The organism is Flavobacterium sp. (genome assembly GCF_046317795.1).
Classification (GTDB): domain Bacteria; phylum Bacteroidota; class Bacteroidia; order Flavobacteriales; family Flavobacteriaceae; genus Flavobacterium.
In genome coordinates, this window is the sequence record NZ_JBKCVI010000223.1 from 1 (window position 1) to 17,286 (window position 17,286).

Below are 17,286 nucleotides of genomic sequence, written 5' to 3' on the forward strand. Positions count from 1 at the left end.
CAGAATAACCAAACTAAGGGAAGTTCTGATAATTTGGATCGCTCAGTGCTTCCAATCAAAGAGCCAGTTTATCAAGCAATTACAGAGTTAGATGCTCGAAAAGCAAAAGCTCCTGCCCGATTTCAGGTAAAAGCACCAGAAAAAGCACCCAATGTAGTAATCGTTTTATTAGATGATATAGGTTATGGCCATTCTAGTGCGTTTGGTGGACCTATCAATATGCCAACTTTAGAGAAGTTATCAGCAAATGGATTAAAGTACAATCGATTCCATACTACAGCATTGTGTTCACCTACACGCACAGCGATACTTACTGGTTATAACCACCATTCTAATAACGCTGGAGCAATTATGGAAGTAGCAACTGCATTTCCAGGAAACACAGGTGTAAGACCACAAACCATTACTCCAATTGCTGAAGTATTGCGTTTGAATGGATACAGCACTGCCGCTTTTGGTAAATATCACGAAACACCACCTTGGGAAGGTTCCGTTTCAGGTCCCTATGATCGTTGGCCTACAGGTTCTGGGTTTGATAAGTTTTATGGTTTTATTGGTGGTGAAACAAACCAATATCACCCTATGGTTTATGACGGAACAACTCGTGTTTATCCTAACGTAGAAGATCCAAATTATCATTTTACAAACGATATGACCGACCAGGCAATTGCATGGATGAATACCCAACAATCGTTAACTCCTGAAAAACCTTTTTATATGTATTTTGCTACAGGCGCAACCCATGCTCCACATCATGCTCCAAAAGAATATGTTGACAAATATAAAGGAAAGTTTTCACAAGGATGGGATAAGCTGCGAGAGGAAACCTTGGCTAGACAAAAAGCATTGGGTGTTGTTCCTAAAAATACTGTTCTAGCTCCAAAACCAGAAGTTATAAAAGACTGGAACAAACTTACTGCTGATGAAAAGCGACTTTTTGAAAAACAGATGGAGGTATTTGCCGGATTTGCAGAACATACTGATGAACAAGTTGGTCGCTTAGTTGCAGCTTTGGAAGAACGCGGAGAATTGGAAAACACTATCTTTTTCTATTTGGTAGGAGATAATGGTTCCAGTGCTGAAGGAGGAATGATTGGTATGTATAATGAAAACACTTATTTCAATGGAGTACAAGAAACCTTAGAAATGCAATTAAATGTGATTGATGAATTAGGGTCTGAAAAGGCATACAATCACTTTGCAGCAGGATGGGCAGTAGCAGGAAATACTCCTTTTACTTGGACCAAACAAGTTGCTTCCAATTTTGGAGGAACTAGAAATGGCTTGGTGCTACACTGGCCAGCAGGCATCAAATCAAAAAAAGAGGTTCGTTCGCAATTCCACCATGTGGTAGATGTAGCTCCTACAATATATGCTGCAGTTGGAATACCTTCTCCTAGTATAGTAAATGGCATTGAGCAGCGACCAATGGAAGGGGTTAGCATGATGTACACCTTTAACAACGCCGCTGCACCCGATACCCGCACAACGCAATATTTTGAAATGGCAGGTAACCGTGCGATATACCAGGATGGCTGGTTTGCCGGCACCATTCACAAAGCGCCTTGGGAAGCAAGCCCTAGAAGACCCCTGACTGAAGATGTTTGGGAATTGTATAACGTGAATGAAGATTTTAGTCAGGCCAATAACCTTGCCGATAAAAATCCGAAGAAGCTTGATGAACTTAAAAAGAAATTTATGGAAGAGGCGGTAAAATATAATGTGCTGCCTATTGATGACCGCACCATCGAACGATTTGATGCAAAAATTGCCGGCCGGCCAGATTTGATGAATGGAAAAACCAAACTTACCTTGTACGAGGGTGCGAAAGGAATCCCTGAAAATGCATTTATCAATGTGAAAAACACTTCACTTTCAATTACAGCAGATGTAGAGGTTCCAGCCAATGCTAATGGAGTCATCATTTGCCAAGGTGGTGATTTTGGCGGTTGGTCTTTTTACATGAAAGATGGAGTTCCAACCTATTTTTACAATTGGGTAGGACTTGAAATGTTTTCTGTAACTGCCTCGCAAAAAGTTCCCGCAGGCAAACATGTAATCAAAATGGATTTTGCATATGATGGTGGTAGAGGAGCGGGCGGAATAGCAACTATTTCAATGGATGGAACCAAAATTGGAGAGGGAAAAATTGCCAAAACAAACTCCAATACTTTTGGTATCGATGAATCTGCAGATGTAGGCACGGATGAAAACACACCGGTGAATCCTGATTATAAGAAAAATGAAAAATTTACAGGTAAAATTAAATCAGTAACTGTAGAAACCAAACCAGTTAAAAAGTGATAATTTAATTCATACTATAAAAAGGGCGTTATTACGCCTTTTTTTTGTTTTATAAATGTAGTTCAAACGTTATTTAAAAAAAATGATATTTAAATTACTTTATAAATGTCTATATAAATGACTTATTTATAAATTTTGAACATATCTTTATCTTTTTAGTAACTTTGTCAATCGACCTGATATAAAAGCTATTTATCAATGTTTAAACCCAACTAGTGCTCGTCTGTGACGAGTACCTGCTTAAATTAGAGCAAAAATGGTAGCATTTGCAATGCTGTTAACTATAATAGACAGTCATTTCGACCAACGGGAGAAATCGCATCACATGAGTAACTAATGAGACTTCGCCTTTCCCGAAGTATCGGGAGAATGACAAAATGGGTGATAAAATGAATTCTCACCTTTCCCGAAGTATTGGGAGAATGACAATTCCCGAGCGAAATAAAATTCGACAAAGTCAATCACTTCGTCTGGAATGCTACTGATTGGAATTAACTCACCTCGCTCGGTTGAAAATCCTAGCAATCGGGCATCAAACTATTTATAGAAAGCTCCTCAATATAAAAGACATAAAAATTTGCTGTTCTTTATTGATTTTCGATTAATCCGTATCTGGTGCATCAGGTAATGGCTGGTGTACTTTATGAGGAATATTCCATCGCACATCCAATCTGAAAATGTTTGTTGTCCAATCGGGATTCATGTCTTTATTTGCTCTATCTAATTGTATATGGTACACAAAGTTCAATGTCCATTGTTTGTCTATTATATATCCTACACCAAATCGTTGTCTAAAACGCTCCATATATCCTTTTTCAAAAGTGTAAAAACACTCAAAATCGGTAATACCATACCAAGAATTGGCTTGCCACGGATTTTTCCCAACTGGAAATTCGATACCAAACCTACTTCGGATTCTGTTATTGGTTTTGTTTAAGTCATTGTTTTCATAATTAAAACTACGCAATTCATAGCGTGTCCAGTTATAAATACGGAGGTCATTCGTGTTTGGGAGATTGATCTTTTCGCCTAATACGTATCGGATTTCTTTACTGTCCTTATTGATTTCGGATTTGTCATTATTGAGTATCAGAAAACAACCTGCTTGAAGTTGGAAATTTGTTTTTGGCTTATAAACAAGCAGACCTGGGAGTCCAATATAGGTTGAGATAATTTTACTATCCATATTGTTAACATATCCGAAATAAGTAGTAAGGTAAAACTTTTCACTTATGGGATACGTAGGAACTACGATGAGACGGTATTCGTTATCTATTGCCTCTTGAGCAGATACGGATTTAGAATTCAAAAGAAAAATGGCAATCAGCATAATAGCTATACCAAGGCGCAAACTTTTTTTATATTCTATTGAGAGACATTTTTTAATCATGCTTACTTTATTTGGATATATTTTCTAATTAATGGTCTAACAATATTAAACCAATTACTTCGGAAACACAAAACTTAAAACCGCTCTTATTCCAAAATCGGGTCGGCCACTCTCGGGCATTGCTACAGGAATTCTTGGTCCAACGGCTAACTGTATCATTTGTGAGCCCAATTTTGTAATACCGCTTATCGTTGGGTTAAAGAAAACTGCTGTAGTTTTTCCTTCCCAGTTTTGGGTGATTTCAAAATTTCCTCCTACTCCTGCGCCGCTTTTCCAATTGTAAACAAAGAAGGGCTGCACAAACATTTGATTCACATCTGCTCGGTCTTCATTGCCCGCAATCGACCATATTTGGTTTACCAATGCTCCATACGTCCAACCATTTTTTTGTTTCAAAACAACTGCTGTTGGTCCAACACCTAGTTTTTCAGTTCCCAAAAATTTATCTGTTGCGGTTGGCACCAAAATGGCTGGCCCAACGCCCCAAGTCAATCCGTTTTTGGCTTCGGCTGGAGAGAAAAAAGCGCTCACTAAAGCATCACTCAAGCCAGTTTGTTGCACACCCGGCGCTGTGATATCATGTTGTGTGACAATAGGAAGTACCACACGACTAATCATATTCCATTTTTCAGAAATGGAAATCGGAATTACCGGTTGAAAATTTGTTGTATTTCTGGAACCATTAAATGCACCAATACCAACATCGGTATTGTTTTGAAACGGCACACTGATAAGAGAGGCAATAGGATTGGCCAATTTTTTAGCTAATTCTTCTGCAGTTTGCGCTGGTTTGTCTTGCGCAGTAACATTTCCTATTGAGAGGAAAAATGCGAAAAATAATAGTAATAACTGTTTTCTGAAATTGTTGAAATTCATTTTTAAAATATTTTAGTTTGTTAATAGAATAAATGCGTAATAATTGTCAAAGGTTGATTAAATTATTACTTCTCAAAAGAATAAATCTTTTTCCAATCCTTTTTCATATCTACTATCAACCAATTGTATTTTGTTGCATCATCTAATCCTTTATTAAGTTTCCCAATTGGTGAATCACGGTCGTATGCGACTTCTCGAATCGAATCTGTATGATGAATAATCATTCCAAATCTAGGTCCGGTACCTGTTGATGTATATTGCATCATAGCATAATCACCATCAGAGTTTCCTACTGTAAATACTGGTCGCTTTCCAATATTGCGGATAATGCCAACTGGTTTTCCTTCTTTATCATCATTGAAGTTTAGCTCTGCTATTTTCATTAATTCTCCTTTACCTTCTTTTACTTCGTATTCATATTCCCCAGAACTGCCTATTACTTGATAAGGCGGAATTCCATAAGCATCTTCTGCCCAAGCACGCATAAAATCTATTCCACCTCCTGAAACAATAAAAGTTTTATAGCCATTGGAGCGAAGATAATTTAATAATTCCACCATAGGAAGAAATGTCATTTCGTTATAGTGTTTTCCCGTTTTAGGGTGTATTGCCGTTTTTATCCATTGTTTCACTGAAGCATCAAATGCTTCCGTTGTCATTCCGGCATGAGTAGCCATCATTAGTTCCGCTAACGATTTTTCACCACCAGCCATTATTGTTTTCATATCGCCCTCTAATACTGCTTTAAAAGGTTGTTTTGTTTTCCATTCTAGATGTTGCGGTGCCAATACTTTTATTTGATCTAAAGCAAATGCCATTTGAAAATACATAGGTTGTTCACTCCACAGCGTACCATCGTTATCAAAACAGGCAATGCGATCAGCGACAGGAACAAAGTCTGCGCCTTCTTCATTAGTGGTTTTAGTGACAAAATCTATCATGGCTTTTTTAGAAGAACCTTCATTCCAAGATGGTAGAGGATCATTTTTAACTTCTGTTTCCTGTTTTGCAATTTCATTTTTTGTTGTAGACTGCGTACAACTAAAAGTAAAAATTGTCATCAAAACCAATAACAAGATTCTATATTTATATTGCTGTTTCATATCAAATATTCTACAATAAACCAACGGTCATCACAATGATGACCGTTGGTCTATTTTTTATTATTAATAAAGTTTATTCTTTACTAAATGCTCTTGCCGCTTCTCTTTCTAAATCAAGATATTTTTCTTTTCCAGTATTAACAGTAACAAAACTAATTTCGCCACCTTCAAATTCACCTGGTGAGGCATATTGTTTGCTCACGGGGTCACCGCTATCAAATCCTACACAAAGTCCATCACCTACAAGAGTAAACTTACCAACTTGTGCGGTCATTGCTCCCGTGGCCACTTGTTTGTCATTGATATACAATTTGGCTGTACCCATTGATTCTCCGTGTGCTCCTGCTTTTTCTTTGGTAAATTCAACACCAAAAGTGTATTTACCTGGTTTCAGTATTTCGGTTGAAACTAGTTGTTGCTCCGTTATTCCAAGGAAATTATACACATAATACAATTTATGGTCTTTGATAAACAAGCTATGACCACCAAAACGAGAACCATGAGCAAAAATTACCCCTTTTGCATCCGCTTTAATTTCAACATTAGCAATAATCTTGAACGATTTACCTCTAACACTAACAGCAACCGCCTCTGGAACTTGACTGGTATGAGGATAATACGTATAACTATCTTTTTCTACTTCCTCAGTTGGACGTGGTAATGTAATAATTTGCATAGTAGTGCGGTCATCTAAAGGTAGAGCATTGTTTTTCTTTGCTTCTTCCAACCATAATGCCTTCATCGCTTCTAATTTTTCAGGATATTGTTTGGCTAAATCTTTAGATTCAGAACGATCTACATCTACGTGATACAATTCCCATTTATCCTGATCAAATTTACCTTTATCGGTTAAAGGTGCATGCACGGCAACGGCTTTCCAACCGTCTTGCCAAATAGCGCGAGTACCAAGCATAGAGAAATATTGTACATGTTTTTGTGATGGGTCGTTTGGTTTGGCGTCAAAGCTGTATTTCATAGAAACTCCAGATAAAGGATATTGTTCTACACCTCTATACACTTTTGGCATTTCTAGTCCACAGATTTCTAGAATAGTTGGCACAATATCAACCGCATGATGGTATTGATTACGCACTTCGCCTCGGGCTTTAATTCCTTTTGGCCAAGTGATTGTTAATGGACAATCGGTTCCACCAGCATAGTTAGAATAGCGTTTGAACATTTTGAAAGGAGTCGATAAAGCGGCTGCCCATCCAGTTGGGTAATGCTCATAGGTGTTTGGTCCGCCCAACTCATCAATCAATTTCATGTTTTCGGCTAAATCATCAGGGAAACCGTTGAAGAATTTATTTTCATTTACAGAACCATTTGGTGTTCCTTCTCCAGAAGCTCCGTTATCGGATGCATACATAATAACAGTGTTTTCGTATTGACCTGTTTTTTTCAAATAATCAATGATACGACCAATCTGTACATCGGTATATTCGGAGAAAGCAGCATACACTTCGCACAAACGAGAGAACAATTTCTTTTCATCGGCGCTTAATGTATTCCATGGACGTACAGCGTCGGCTGGGTTTGCCATAGTTGCTGGCATTGGGTTCCATTCAGTTAGTGTAGTACCTTTTGGTAAAATTCCTTTTTCTATCATTCTAGGCATTACCCATTTGCGGTAGGCATCATACCCATCATCAAATTTGCCTTTGTATTTAGCGATGTAATCTGCTGGCGCTTGATGTGGTGCATGATTGGCTCCAGGACAGTACCACATAAACCAAGGTTTCGAAGGATTTGCCGATTTTTGATCTCCAATCATTTTGATGGCTTGGTCTGCTAAATCTTTAGACAAATGATATCCTTTTTCTGGACCATATGGAGCTTCGATAGCATGATTGTCTTCTGTTAAGTCTGGATAAAACTGGTTGGTTTCTCCTCCAATAAATCCATAAAAACGGTCATACCCTTGTTGCAATGGCCATTGGCTCTTGTTAGCTCCTGCTGATAAGTCGGTTTCAGGAACGTTGTGATTTTTTCCTAACCAAAAAGTACTCCAACCATTATCATTTAATATCTGTGCCATAGTAGCGGCTTGTGCAGGAAGTTGGCAACTGAATCCTGGGAATCCATTGGCACCTTCGGTAATAACGCCCATTCCATTAAGATTATGGTTACGACCTGTATTGATACAAGAACGCGTTGGTGAACACAGCGCCACAGTTTGCCATTGGGTATAGGTCAAACCATCGGCAGCAAGTTTATCCATGGTAGGCATGTTGATTCTTCCTCCATAAGGCGACCATGCCGCTAAACCAGTGTCATCATATAGTATGAATAAAATGTTTGGTGAACCTTCTGGTGCTTTTTTACGAACAAAAGGTGCCCAATCGGGTTTAGAATCTCGGACATCTAGTTTAATATCGCCTTTAAAAGCGGGTGTTTGAGCTTGGCTATTAAAAGATAGCATTACAGTTACTGCAAGGAGTAAAATTTTAAATTTTGCATTCATAATTTACATTATTTGATTTTAAGTTTGAAAATAGGAATACGACACATTAGATATCAAATCAAATATAAATAAATAGTAAAGATGTTGATTTAATCTATCTAAATCAAATTTCCATAAAAACCTTAAAAAGAACGAATATACAACATAACTAATTGAATATCAAATTTTAAAACCATAAGTGATTTTCAATAAAATAAGTGTCAAATTATGATTCAGAACAAAAAAGTTTGTAAAATAAAAAAAACGATTACTTTTAGGGTGGTAAATTTAAGTTTATGAATTTTAGCTTTTTGGAGTTATTTGCTTTTTTTGGTGGTGCTTTGGGTATTATTTTAGCTATTTCAGTGCTTTTCTCTTTTTCAGGAAAAAAGACTGTAAAGATTAGCATGGCGGCTGTTATATTAGTTACATCCTTAATGATTATTCTTGGAGCGCTTAATTTCTCTGGGAAAATTCAAAACTACATACACTTACTTCGTGTTGAAAGTCCTATTCATCTCCTATTTGGACCTGCAACCTATTTCTATGCTGCATCCTGTTTAAATGCTAAATTTAAATTTAAAAAAATTCATCTACTTCACTTACTTCCATTCTTACTTAATGCAATTTGGTATTTTCCATTTTATATAGAAAGTACGCAATATAAACTACTTTATTATGAAACTTTCAAGTCAAGTGGAAGTATTGTAATTCCAATACAATATTTAATAAAAACTATTAGTGGGATTGTATACTTTATTGCCCAATTATATTTAGCAAAAAAATACAACCTATTTACCAAGCAACCACAACCTCAAAACAAAGAACTTTTTTATTGGCTCAATTTTTATTTTTTATGTCAATTTTTGCTATTAACAGGATTATTTATTGACCATCTGACTGGCTTATCATTGTTTAAAGACCCCTATTGCTTTGCCGTTACAATGGTAACAGTATTTCTGTATTTGATTGTATTAGGATTGTTTTTTTCTCCTAGACTTTTGTATGGATACAATTATGTAGAAAAAAACCAAATTGAAAAATATGCAAATTCCAACCTTGACGATGGTTTTAAAAATGAAATTCTTGAAAAGTTAGAAGCATATATGAAATTAGAAACCAAGCCATATTTAGAAACCAAACTATCTTTGCAGCAAGTTGCCTCAGACCTTTCGATTACGAAACAAGAACTATCCCAAATTGTCAATGAAAAAGTGAGTATGAATTTTAATGACTATATCAATTCATACCGTATCGAAGAGGCAAAAAAAATGCTTACCTCTCCTTCTTTAAAAAACATTACCATTGATGCAATTGCGCAAAAATCAGGATTTCATTCAAAGTCAGCTTTTTACAATTCTTTTAAAAAACAAGTTGGTGTTTTGCCAAAAGAATATGCTCGTTTAAACCAACTGTAAGATAATTATAGTTTGATTTTTTTGTTTGTAATTTATTTTTCCTAAAATTGAATTTTACTTTTCATTACAGTGAGGTCATCAACACTGAAAGAGTTCAAACGCTTTTTGGGTTTGAAAGAAATAAAAAACCACTATTTTTAAAGCGCCCCAAACTAGTTCTTCTAAGATTCTTGAAGTAATATGGCAATTGAATTACATCACAGTACCAAGAATAGCTTTTGATGGTTTGTATCCCGAAAACAAGCCAACCATTACTTTTGATTTAAAAGAAAACCGAGTTTCGGGAAACAATAGTTGCAATGATTATTCGGGAAATCTTATTGTGAAAAGAAGCCAAATCAACTTTAAAGACTCCAAAATGATCGCTTCCATGATGGCATGTCAAGGTCAAGGCGAACAAGTTTTTATGTCGACTTTAGGTAAAATCAATACCTATAGTATTCTAGAAGACGGAAAAATATTGAATTTTATTATGGGCGATATTGCTATGATGCGCTTTGAAAAAATTACAACGTATAATCATAATTCCAAAAATGGCATAGACTAATGAGAAACTTTTACTTGGAATAAAACAGGAACAACAATCATTATTATGATTTTAAAGGAAAACCCAACCAATATAAAATGGGTAAAAACAAGTTGATACAACTCGATATGAAAGGAAAAATCATTACTGGAGCATTGGCTGAAAAATATGTTTTAACGAAATACAATTAAAAAAAATAAAAAAATGTTACAAGATTATAACACAAATAGTAACTTTACCTTTTTTTAAGATTATATTGCTAATGTTTATTCTTAAATTTAACCACACAACAACTATTAATAGTAAACAAAATGAAACTCAACTTTACACTTACAATTACATTATTGCTTATTGGAATTATTGCTTTTGGACAAGATGCGAAAAGAACACTCCCTTTTTCGGATAACGAAAATATAGCTAGCAATCAATCCCAATTTGAAACTGAAAATTATATTTTAAATACCCTTAAAAATCAAGATAGTACAAAAGCCAAAGCCATGAGAGATGTCCCTTGGTTTGTTGATAGATATAGAATTTCTTTAGGATTTTATGGAGGAAACAACAATACGGATATTCAGTTAAACAGTACCTCAGGTGAAATAGGAACTACTATCGATTTTGAAAACGATCTAGGTTACGACTCGTATTCTTCTTCTGTTTTTGCAGATTTTCAATGGCGCTCTACTAGTCGTTCTAGATTTATGTTAAGTTATTACAATTTAAGAAGAGACACAAATTATAAATTACAAAAAACATTCGAATTTGGAGATAACACTTATAATGTTGGAGCCGATATCTACTCCTATTTCAATGCAGCGGTTTATCGTTTTTCCTATGGTTATGCTATTTTGAGTAAACCAAAATATGAAGTTGGTTTATCAATTGGTACCCATATCATTAATATGGAAGCAGGGATTGGAATAAAAGGCGCTAATATTAATGCAGCAGTGGATAATTTTGGTGTCACTGCTCCATTACCTGATTTTGGAATTTGGGGTGGTTATGCTTTTTCGGAAAGATTTGCACTAAATGCTGAATTTGATTATTTTGCTGTAACCATTGATAATATTAAAGGACAAGTTGTGAGTTACAATATTTCTGCTACTTACAAATTATCAAAACATTTTAATATTACAGGAGCTTTTAATAGCTTAAACACCACTGTTGATAGAACTGGAGATTTAGCTTATGCAAAAGTGGAATGGGGAAACAATGGTTTTTCACTAAGAGCAGCTTATACTTTTGGCAACAAAAAATGGCAATAATCATTTTCTAGTTTCAGTTAAAGTGTTGAAATTATTTTTACATGAATTTACTCCTTATAATCTTTAAATTAGAACTATAAATTGGATAAAATCTATAGGAACGTTACAATAAAAAAATAAAAAAATTGCGTTACTTTTGTTGTAAACTAACAACACCATGCAATTTGATACAAACGATTTAGATTATTTTTCTGTTTATAAATTATTAACTGGATCCATCATTCCAAGACCAATTGGTTGGGTTTCTAGTATCAGCGAGGACGGAATTAATAATTTGGCGCCCTTTTCCTATTTCAATGCCGTCGGCGATGATCCTCCACATCTCATGTTTTCAACCGGAATAGGTAATCATAAACAAAAAGACACTCTTATTAATGTTTTGGCAACCAAACAATTTGTGGTCAATATGGTTACTGAAGAATTGGTTGAACAAATGAATATTACAGCAAAAGCAGTTTCTTATGATGTTGACGAATTTGAATTAGCGGGTGTAACGCCAATTGCCTCCGAAAAAATAAAACCAATGCGAGTTAAGGAGAGTCCCATAAATTTTGAATGTGAATTAGTCCATCATTATTTTCTAGAGGAACATAAAAATGGTGGAGCTTGTGTCCTTATTGGTCGAATAATAATGATGCATTTTGACGATTCTGTTTTACTAGATAATTTTAAAATAAACATGGAAAGTTACAAACCCATTGCACGTTTGGCGGGTTCTAATTATGCTAAAATAGGAGAATTGATTTCAATAAAGAGAATAATTGATTAAAGATCAAAGATTTAAGAAATTAGACAGATTTTTAAATTTATTCAAATTTCTTTAATCTGTGTTCCAAAAGTAAAAATAAAGATATATAAAAATCAGCGATAATTCGCGTTGCAAAGCATACGTTTTATCCGCGTTCCATAAAATTATGAAAATAGCAGTAATAGGTGGCGGTCCTGGTGGACTTTACTTTTCGATACTTACCAAAAAAGCAATGCCTCATTGCCAAATCGATGTTTATGAACGTAATAAACCTGATGATAGTTTTGGTTTTGGTGTTGTGTTTTCCGATGAAACTTTGGGCGAATTTCTTTCAAGGGATTTAAAATCTTATGAATTAATTCGGAGTAATTTTGCCTATTGGGATGATATTATCATTGCTCGTGACGGACAAACAGTAAACATAGCCGGTAATGGTTTCTGTGGATGTTCCCGAAAAACTTTATTACAATTACTTCAAAAACGCTGCATAGAAGAAGGTGTCAACCTCCACTTTGAACAAAATATAGACGATGTAAGTCAATATCAAAACGCAGACATTATCATAGCGTCTGATGGAATTGCCAGCGGAATACGAACTCAATATCAAAAAGAATTTGGAACCAAAATAGCATTAAAGAAAAATCGCTTTGTCTGGCTAGGGTCAACAAAACCTTTAGACGCTTTTACCTATTTTTTCAGAAATACACCACATGGGCTAATAGTCGCTCACACGTATCAATACGAAACTGGAATGAGTACTTGGATATTTGAATGTAGCGATGCAACCTGGCAAAAACATGGCTTTGCAATCACCAATGAAACGGATACCATTACTAAAATATCCGAAATTTTTAAGGAAGAATTAGATGGTCATCCTTTAATTTCAAACAAATCACACTGGCGTCAATTTCCGCATGTGACCAATGAAAAATGGTACCACAAGAATATTGTTTTATTAGGAGATGCCAAAGCTACGGCTCATTATTCTATTGGTTCGGGAACCAAATTGGCTATGGATTCTGCAATTGGTCTTTCAGATGCCCTAATCGCAAATCCAACAAATATTCAAGCTGCTTTTGAACAATACGACAAAACCCGCAGAAACACGGTAGAGATGATTCAACATGCCGCTTTGGTTTCGCTCGATTGGTTTGAAAATATGGATAGGAACAACCAACATCCATTTTATCAGTTTGCTTTCGGTTGCATGACTCGCTCCAAAAAAGTAACGTATGAAAACCTTCGATTACGCGATCAATCGTTTACTGATAAAGTTTTAGAAGAATTCAATGACAATATCAATTGCAATAACAATATCAATTGCAATAACAAAAATCAATTGGTCACATCGAGCGCAGTCGAGATGCCAGCTGCTTTTTCAAGTTTTAGATTACGAGATTTAGATCTCCAAAACAGAATTGTCATGTCACCTATGGGACAATATTCTGCAGAAAACGGATTGGTTAACGATTGGCATTTAGTGCATTACGGAAGTCGAGCTACTGGCGGTGTCGGATTGATTATTACCGAAATGACTGCTGTTTCTGAAACAGGACGAATTACTTTAGGTTGTGCGGGTATTTATACTGACGAACAAGTAGTTAACTGGAAAAAAATCATTGACTTCATTCATGAAAATTCTCCCACTAAAATCGGAATTCAATTGGGACATTCGGGACGAAAAGGCGGTTCAAAAATTCCTTGGGAAGATACTTTTACTGGCAACCCCTGGGAATTACTTTCGGCATCATCAATTCCGTTTAATGAAGTTGGAAATCCCGTGACTTCGGGACCAAAAGCGATGACAACAGCCGATATGGATTTAGTAACATCTCAATTTGTTGAAGCAACTAAAAATGCAGACAAAGCAGGTTTTGATATGATTGAATTACAAGCTCATCATGGATTTCTATTGGCTTCTTTTCTATCACCATTGACGAATATTAGAACCGATGAGTTTGGTGGAAACATCGAAAACAGATTGAAATTTCCGTTACGCGTCTTTACTGAAATAAGAAAAGCTTTCCCAAAAGAAAAACCAATGTCAGTTAGAATATCTGCATCAGATTGGGCTGAAAATGGCATTTCAGAAGATGACGTCATAACCATTGCAACCGCTTTTGCAACTGCTGGTGCCGATATCATCAATGTTTCTACAGGAAATACTGTAAGCTATCAAAAACCTCAAATTGGCAGAATGTGGCAAACACCATTCTCAGATTTAGTTCGAAATACAGTTCATATCCCAACGATTACGACAGGTTACATCCAAGACATTGACCAAATCAACACTATCATTCTAAACGGAAGAGCTGATTTAGTGGCGCTTGGTCGACCATTAATAGCGGATGCCAACTTTGTTAGAAATGCAGCCGCTTATGAACAATTTGAAGATAACACTATTCCAAATCAGTACAAAGCCGGAAACTCTCATTTATATCCGCTAAAAGCATCTGAAAGAAAGCAGCTGGAAAGTATGAAAAAAGCATTGAAACCCAAAAGCAATAAATTATAAATCACAAAAATAAAATTCCAAATTCCAAAAAAAAAGAGAAAATTGGAATTTGTAATTTCAACTATTGGAATTTCAAAATGAAACACTACGAAGACAATTTTGCACACGATAATCTTCCTAGTCAGGACACACAACCCGACTATGTTTTCTTAGATTTACCACAGTTCAATAGACCTGAAATACTGAACTGCGTCGAACGGCTTTTGGATAATCACGTTAAAGAAGGTCTAGGGAATAGTATTTGTCTAAGAACATTCGAAGAAACTTGGACTTACGAAGACTTATTTGAAAAAGCCAATCAAATTGCTCATGTTTTAGTAGATGATTTAGGTATCAAATCAGGTAATCGAGTTTTGATACGCTCGGCTAATAATCCTATGATGGTGGCCTGTTGGTTTGCCATTTTAAAAGTGGGCGGAATTGTAGTTGCTACAATGCCTTTATTACGTTCCAAAGAATTAACAACAATAATTGATTGTGCCGAGATTAGTCATGCCTTTTGTGATAATGATTTAGCAGATGAAATGCATTTGGTTACTTCAAAATATCTTAAAACCATTTGTTATTATGGCAATTCGCAATTAGAAAAATTGATGGAAAACAAACCTAAAACATTTTCTAATTATCATAGTAAAGCAGATAGTATCGCTCTAATTGGTTTCACTTCAGGCACTACAGGATTACCAAAAATGACATCGCATTTTCATAAAGACATTTTAAATATTTGTGAAGCTTTTCCAAAATATTCTTTACAACCCACAACAAATGATATTTTTACAGGAAGCCCACCAATTGGGTTTACCTTTGGTTTGGGCGGATTGGTTTTGTTTCCAATGTATTTTGGTGCTTCCTCATTTTTATTAGAAAAACCATCGCCAGAAATCGTGTTGCAAGCTATTCAGGAATATAAAATCACGATTTGCTTTACCGCTCCAACAGCTTGGCGTGTCATTACTTCTAAAGTGAATGATTTTGATATATCCAGCTTACGCAAATGTGTCTCTGCTGGAGAAACGCTTCCGTTGAAAGTTTGGGAAGACTGGTATAACGCTACTGGATTAAAAATAATTGATGGTATTGGTGCTACCGAAATGTTGCATATCTTTATATCGTCTAATGAAGCTACAATGAAACCCGGTGCCACAGGAAAAGCCATCACTGGATATGAAGCTAAGATTATCGATAAGAATGGAAATGAAGTAGCCACTAATGAGCCGGGAAGATTAGCCGTTCGAGGCATTACAGGATGTAAATATTTGAATAGAATTGACAAGCAAAAGGAATATGTAGAATATGGCTGGAACCTAACTGGTGATATTTTTCGCCAAGATGAAGAAGGTTATTTTTGGTTTGTAGCAAGAGGCGATGATATGATTATTTCCTCGGGGTATAATATTGCTGCGGTTGAAGTGGAAAGCGTATTATTAACCCATGAAGAAATACTAGAATGTGCCGTAGTAGGATTACCAGATGAAGAAAGAGGCATGCTGGTTTGTGCCCACATTGTTTTAAAAGAACAACATAAAGCTACCGACAATATGAAAAACCATATTCAGCACTGGTTCAAAGAAGTAGCCGCGCCGTATAAATATCCGAGAGTGATTTATTTTATAGAAGCATTACCTAAAACAGAAACTGGAAAAATTCAGCGATTTAAGTTGAAATAGAGATTTAGAAAATAGAGAATAGAACATAGAAAATAGACGAATGAATAATTATTTTACAAAGACCGAAAAAATACGTTTCAAACACATCGACTACGCCGGAATAGTGTTCTATCCCCGATTTTTAGAAATGCTGAATGATTTGGTAGAAGATTGGTTCGAGGAAGCACTAGAAAGACCTTTCTCCAAAATGCATGAAACGAATGGTATTCCAACAGTGGATTTGAAAGTACAATTCAAAAACGCAGCTAGAATAGGCGAAATTCTAACTAAATCACTTTGGGTAAAAGAACTTAAAAACTCCTCCATCATCTGCGGATTTCAATTTATAAACCAACAAGAAAAAACTGTACTCGAAGGTGAAGTAACGCTAGTAAACGTAGCCATTCTAGAAGACCGACAAAGCATCAAAACCGAAGCGTTCAATGAGGAAATGAAAAATAAAATTTTAAATTATATTCAGTCTTAATACTTAATACTACAATCTTAATTCTCCCAAATGGACTTTAAAAAATTCAAAGCGGCAACCGTACAAACCTCACCTATTTTTCTAGATGTGGAAAAAACAATAGCCAAAGCTATTTCGTTTGTGAAAGAAGCAAGTGCAAACGGCGCACAACTTATTGCTTTCCCAGAAGTTTTCGTAGCAGGTTACCCCTATTGGAACTGGATTATGACACCCGTACAAGGCAGTAAATGGTATGAACAATTGTATAAAAATGCAGTGGCTGTTACTGATGATGCAATAAAACCATTATTTCAAGCCGCTAAAGAGAATAACATTCACATTGTTATCGGAATTAACGAACGTGGTGATAGTTATGGCGAAATTTACAATACCAATCTTATCATCGACAACCAAGGAAAACTCATTGGCAAACACAGAAAGTTAGTCCCAACCTGGGCTGAAAAACTAACTTGGACATCTGGTGACGGCTCATCTTTAAAAGTGTACGATACAGAAATTGGTCCGATTGGAACTTTAGCATGTGGTGAAAATACCAATACCTTAGCGCGATTTACATTATTAACGC

13 protein-coding genes are annotated in these 17,286 nt (G+C 35.7%); 9 read left to right on the forward strand and 4 right to left on the reverse strand.

The annotated features are described in order from the left end of the window. Positions 1-2,304: arylsulfatase (locus tag ACK5ON_RS13045; protein ID WP_409823281.1), on the forward strand; the 2,304-nt coding region annotated here is incomplete at its 5' end. A gap of 601 nt (positions 2,305-2,905) precedes the next feature. Here ACK5ON_RS13045 and ACK5ON_RS13050 read toward each other — a convergent pair. The 4 genes from ACK5ON_RS13050 to ACK5ON_RS13065 form a co-directional block, all read right to left on the reverse strand. Then, the gene (locus tag ACK5ON_RS13050; protein WP_409823283.1) at positions 2,906-3,694 is read right to left on the reverse strand and encodes a DUF2490 domain-containing protein; all 789 of its coding nucleotides are present in this window, start codon (positions 3,692-3,694) and stop codon (positions 2,906-2,908) included. Positions 3,695-3,748: 54 nt separating this feature from the next. Beyond that, a complete protein-coding gene (locus ACK5ON_RS13055; RefSeq protein WP_409823285.1) occupies positions 3,749-4,570 on the reverse strand; it encodes a hypothetical protein in 822 nt (273 codons plus the stop codon). Between the two features lie 65 nt (positions 4,571-4,635). Then, positions 4,636-5,673, reverse strand: coding sequence for an HAD family hydrolase (locus ACK5ON_RS13060; protein ID WP_409823287.1), 1,038 nt, complete (start codon positions 5,671-5,673; stop codon positions 4,636-4,638). A gap of 73 nt (positions 5,674-5,746) precedes the next feature. Then, complete coding sequence (locus ACK5ON_RS13065; RefSeq protein WP_409823288.1) at positions 5,747-8,137, reverse strand: arylsulfatase; 2,391 nt, start codon at positions 8,135-8,137, stop codon at positions 5,747-5,749. Between the two features lie 275 nt (positions 8,138-8,412). On the opposite strand from ACK5ON_RS13065, the gene ACK5ON_RS13070 reads away from it, so the two are divergent. The 8 genes from ACK5ON_RS13070 to ACK5ON_RS13105 form a co-directional block, all read left to right on the forward strand. After that, entirely contained in the window at positions 8,413-9,534 is a 1,122-nt protein-coding gene (locus tag ACK5ON_RS13070; protein ID WP_409823290.1) for a helix-turn-helix domain-containing protein, read from the forward strand. Between the two features lie 187 nt (positions 9,535-9,721). Further along, the gene (locus tag ACK5ON_RS13075; protein ID WP_409823292.1) at positions 9,722-10,081 is read left to right on the forward strand and encodes an META domain-containing protein; all 360 of its coding nucleotides are present in this window, start codon (positions 9,722-9,724) and stop codon (positions 10,079-10,081) included. A gap of 290 nt (positions 10,082-10,371) precedes the next feature. After that, complete coding sequence (locus ACK5ON_RS13080) at positions 10,372-11,325, forward strand: hypothetical protein (RefSeq protein WP_409823295.1); 954 nt, start codon at positions 10,372-10,374, stop codon at positions 11,323-11,325. Between the two features lie 157 nt (positions 11,326-11,482). After that, positions 11,483-12,094, forward strand: coding sequence for a flavin reductase family protein (locus tag ACK5ON_RS13085; RefSeq protein ID WP_396172944.1), 612 nt, complete (start codon positions 11,483-11,485; stop codon positions 12,092-12,094). A gap of 145 nt (positions 12,095-12,239) precedes the next feature. Next, positions 12,240-14,588 (forward strand): bifunctional salicylyl-CoA 5-hydroxylase/oxidoreductase, encoded by a 2,349-nt coding sequence (locus ACK5ON_RS13090; protein WP_409823297.1) that lies wholly within the window; start codon positions 12,240-12,242, stop codon positions 14,586-14,588. 77 nt (positions 14,589-14,665) lie between these two features. After that, positions 14,666-16,255, forward strand: coding sequence for an AMP-binding protein (locus tag ACK5ON_RS13095; protein WP_409823299.1), 1,590 nt, complete (start codon positions 14,666-14,668; stop codon positions 16,253-16,255). Positions 16,256-16,295: 40 nt separating this feature from the next. Next, the gene (locus ACK5ON_RS13100; protein ID WP_409823301.1) at positions 16,296-16,721 is read left to right on the forward strand and encodes an acyl-CoA thioesterase; all 426 of its coding nucleotides are present in this window, start codon (positions 16,296-16,298) and stop codon (positions 16,719-16,721) included. 30 nt (positions 16,722-16,751) lie between these two features. Beyond that, positions 16,752-17,286 (forward strand): nitrilase-related carbon-nitrogen hydrolase (locus ACK5ON_RS13105; protein ID WP_409823303.1); only part of this gene is annotated, 535 nt, incomplete at its 3' end.

Excerpts from the sequence above, each read along its gene's own strand:
- ACK5ON_RS13095 (WP_409823299.1), top strand. The coding sequence starts at position 14,666 with ATGAAACACTACGAAGACAATTTTGCACACGATAATCTTCCTAGTCAG.
- ACK5ON_RS13100 (WP_409823301.1), top strand. The coding sequence starts at position 16,296 with ATGAATAATTATTTTACAAAGACCGAAAAAATACGTTTCAAACACATC.
- ACK5ON_RS13070 (WP_409823290.1), top strand. The coding sequence starts at position 8,413 with ATGAATTTTAGCTTTTTGGAGTTATTTGCTTTTTTTGGTGGTGCTTTG.
- ACK5ON_RS13080 (WP_409823295.1), top strand. The coding sequence starts at position 10,372 with ATGAAACTCAACTTTACACTTACAATTACATTATTGCTTATTGGAATT.
- ACK5ON_RS13060 (WP_409823287.1), bottom strand. The coding sequence starts at position 5,673 with ATGAAACAGCAATATAAATATAGAATCTTGTTATTGGTTTTGATGACA.
- ACK5ON_RS13055 (WP_409823285.1), bottom strand. The coding sequence starts at position 4,570 with ATGAATTTCAACAATTTCAGAAAACAGTTATTACTATTATTTTTCGCA.
- ACK5ON_RS13090 (WP_409823297.1), top strand. The coding sequence starts at position 12,240 with ATGAAAATAGCAGTAATAGGTGGCGGTCCTGGTGGACTTTACTTTTCG.
- ACK5ON_RS13065 (WP_409823288.1), bottom strand. The coding sequence starts at position 8,137 with ATGAATGCAAAATTTAAAATTTTACTCCTTGCAGTAACTGTAATGCTA.
- ACK5ON_RS13085 (WP_396172944.1), top strand. The coding sequence starts at position 11,483 with ATGCAATTTGATACAAACGATTTAGATTATTTTTCTGTTTATAAATTA.
- ACK5ON_RS13050 (WP_409823283.1), bottom strand. The coding sequence starts at position 3,694 with ATGATTAAAAAATGTCTCTCAATAGAATATAAAAAAAGTTTGCGCCTT.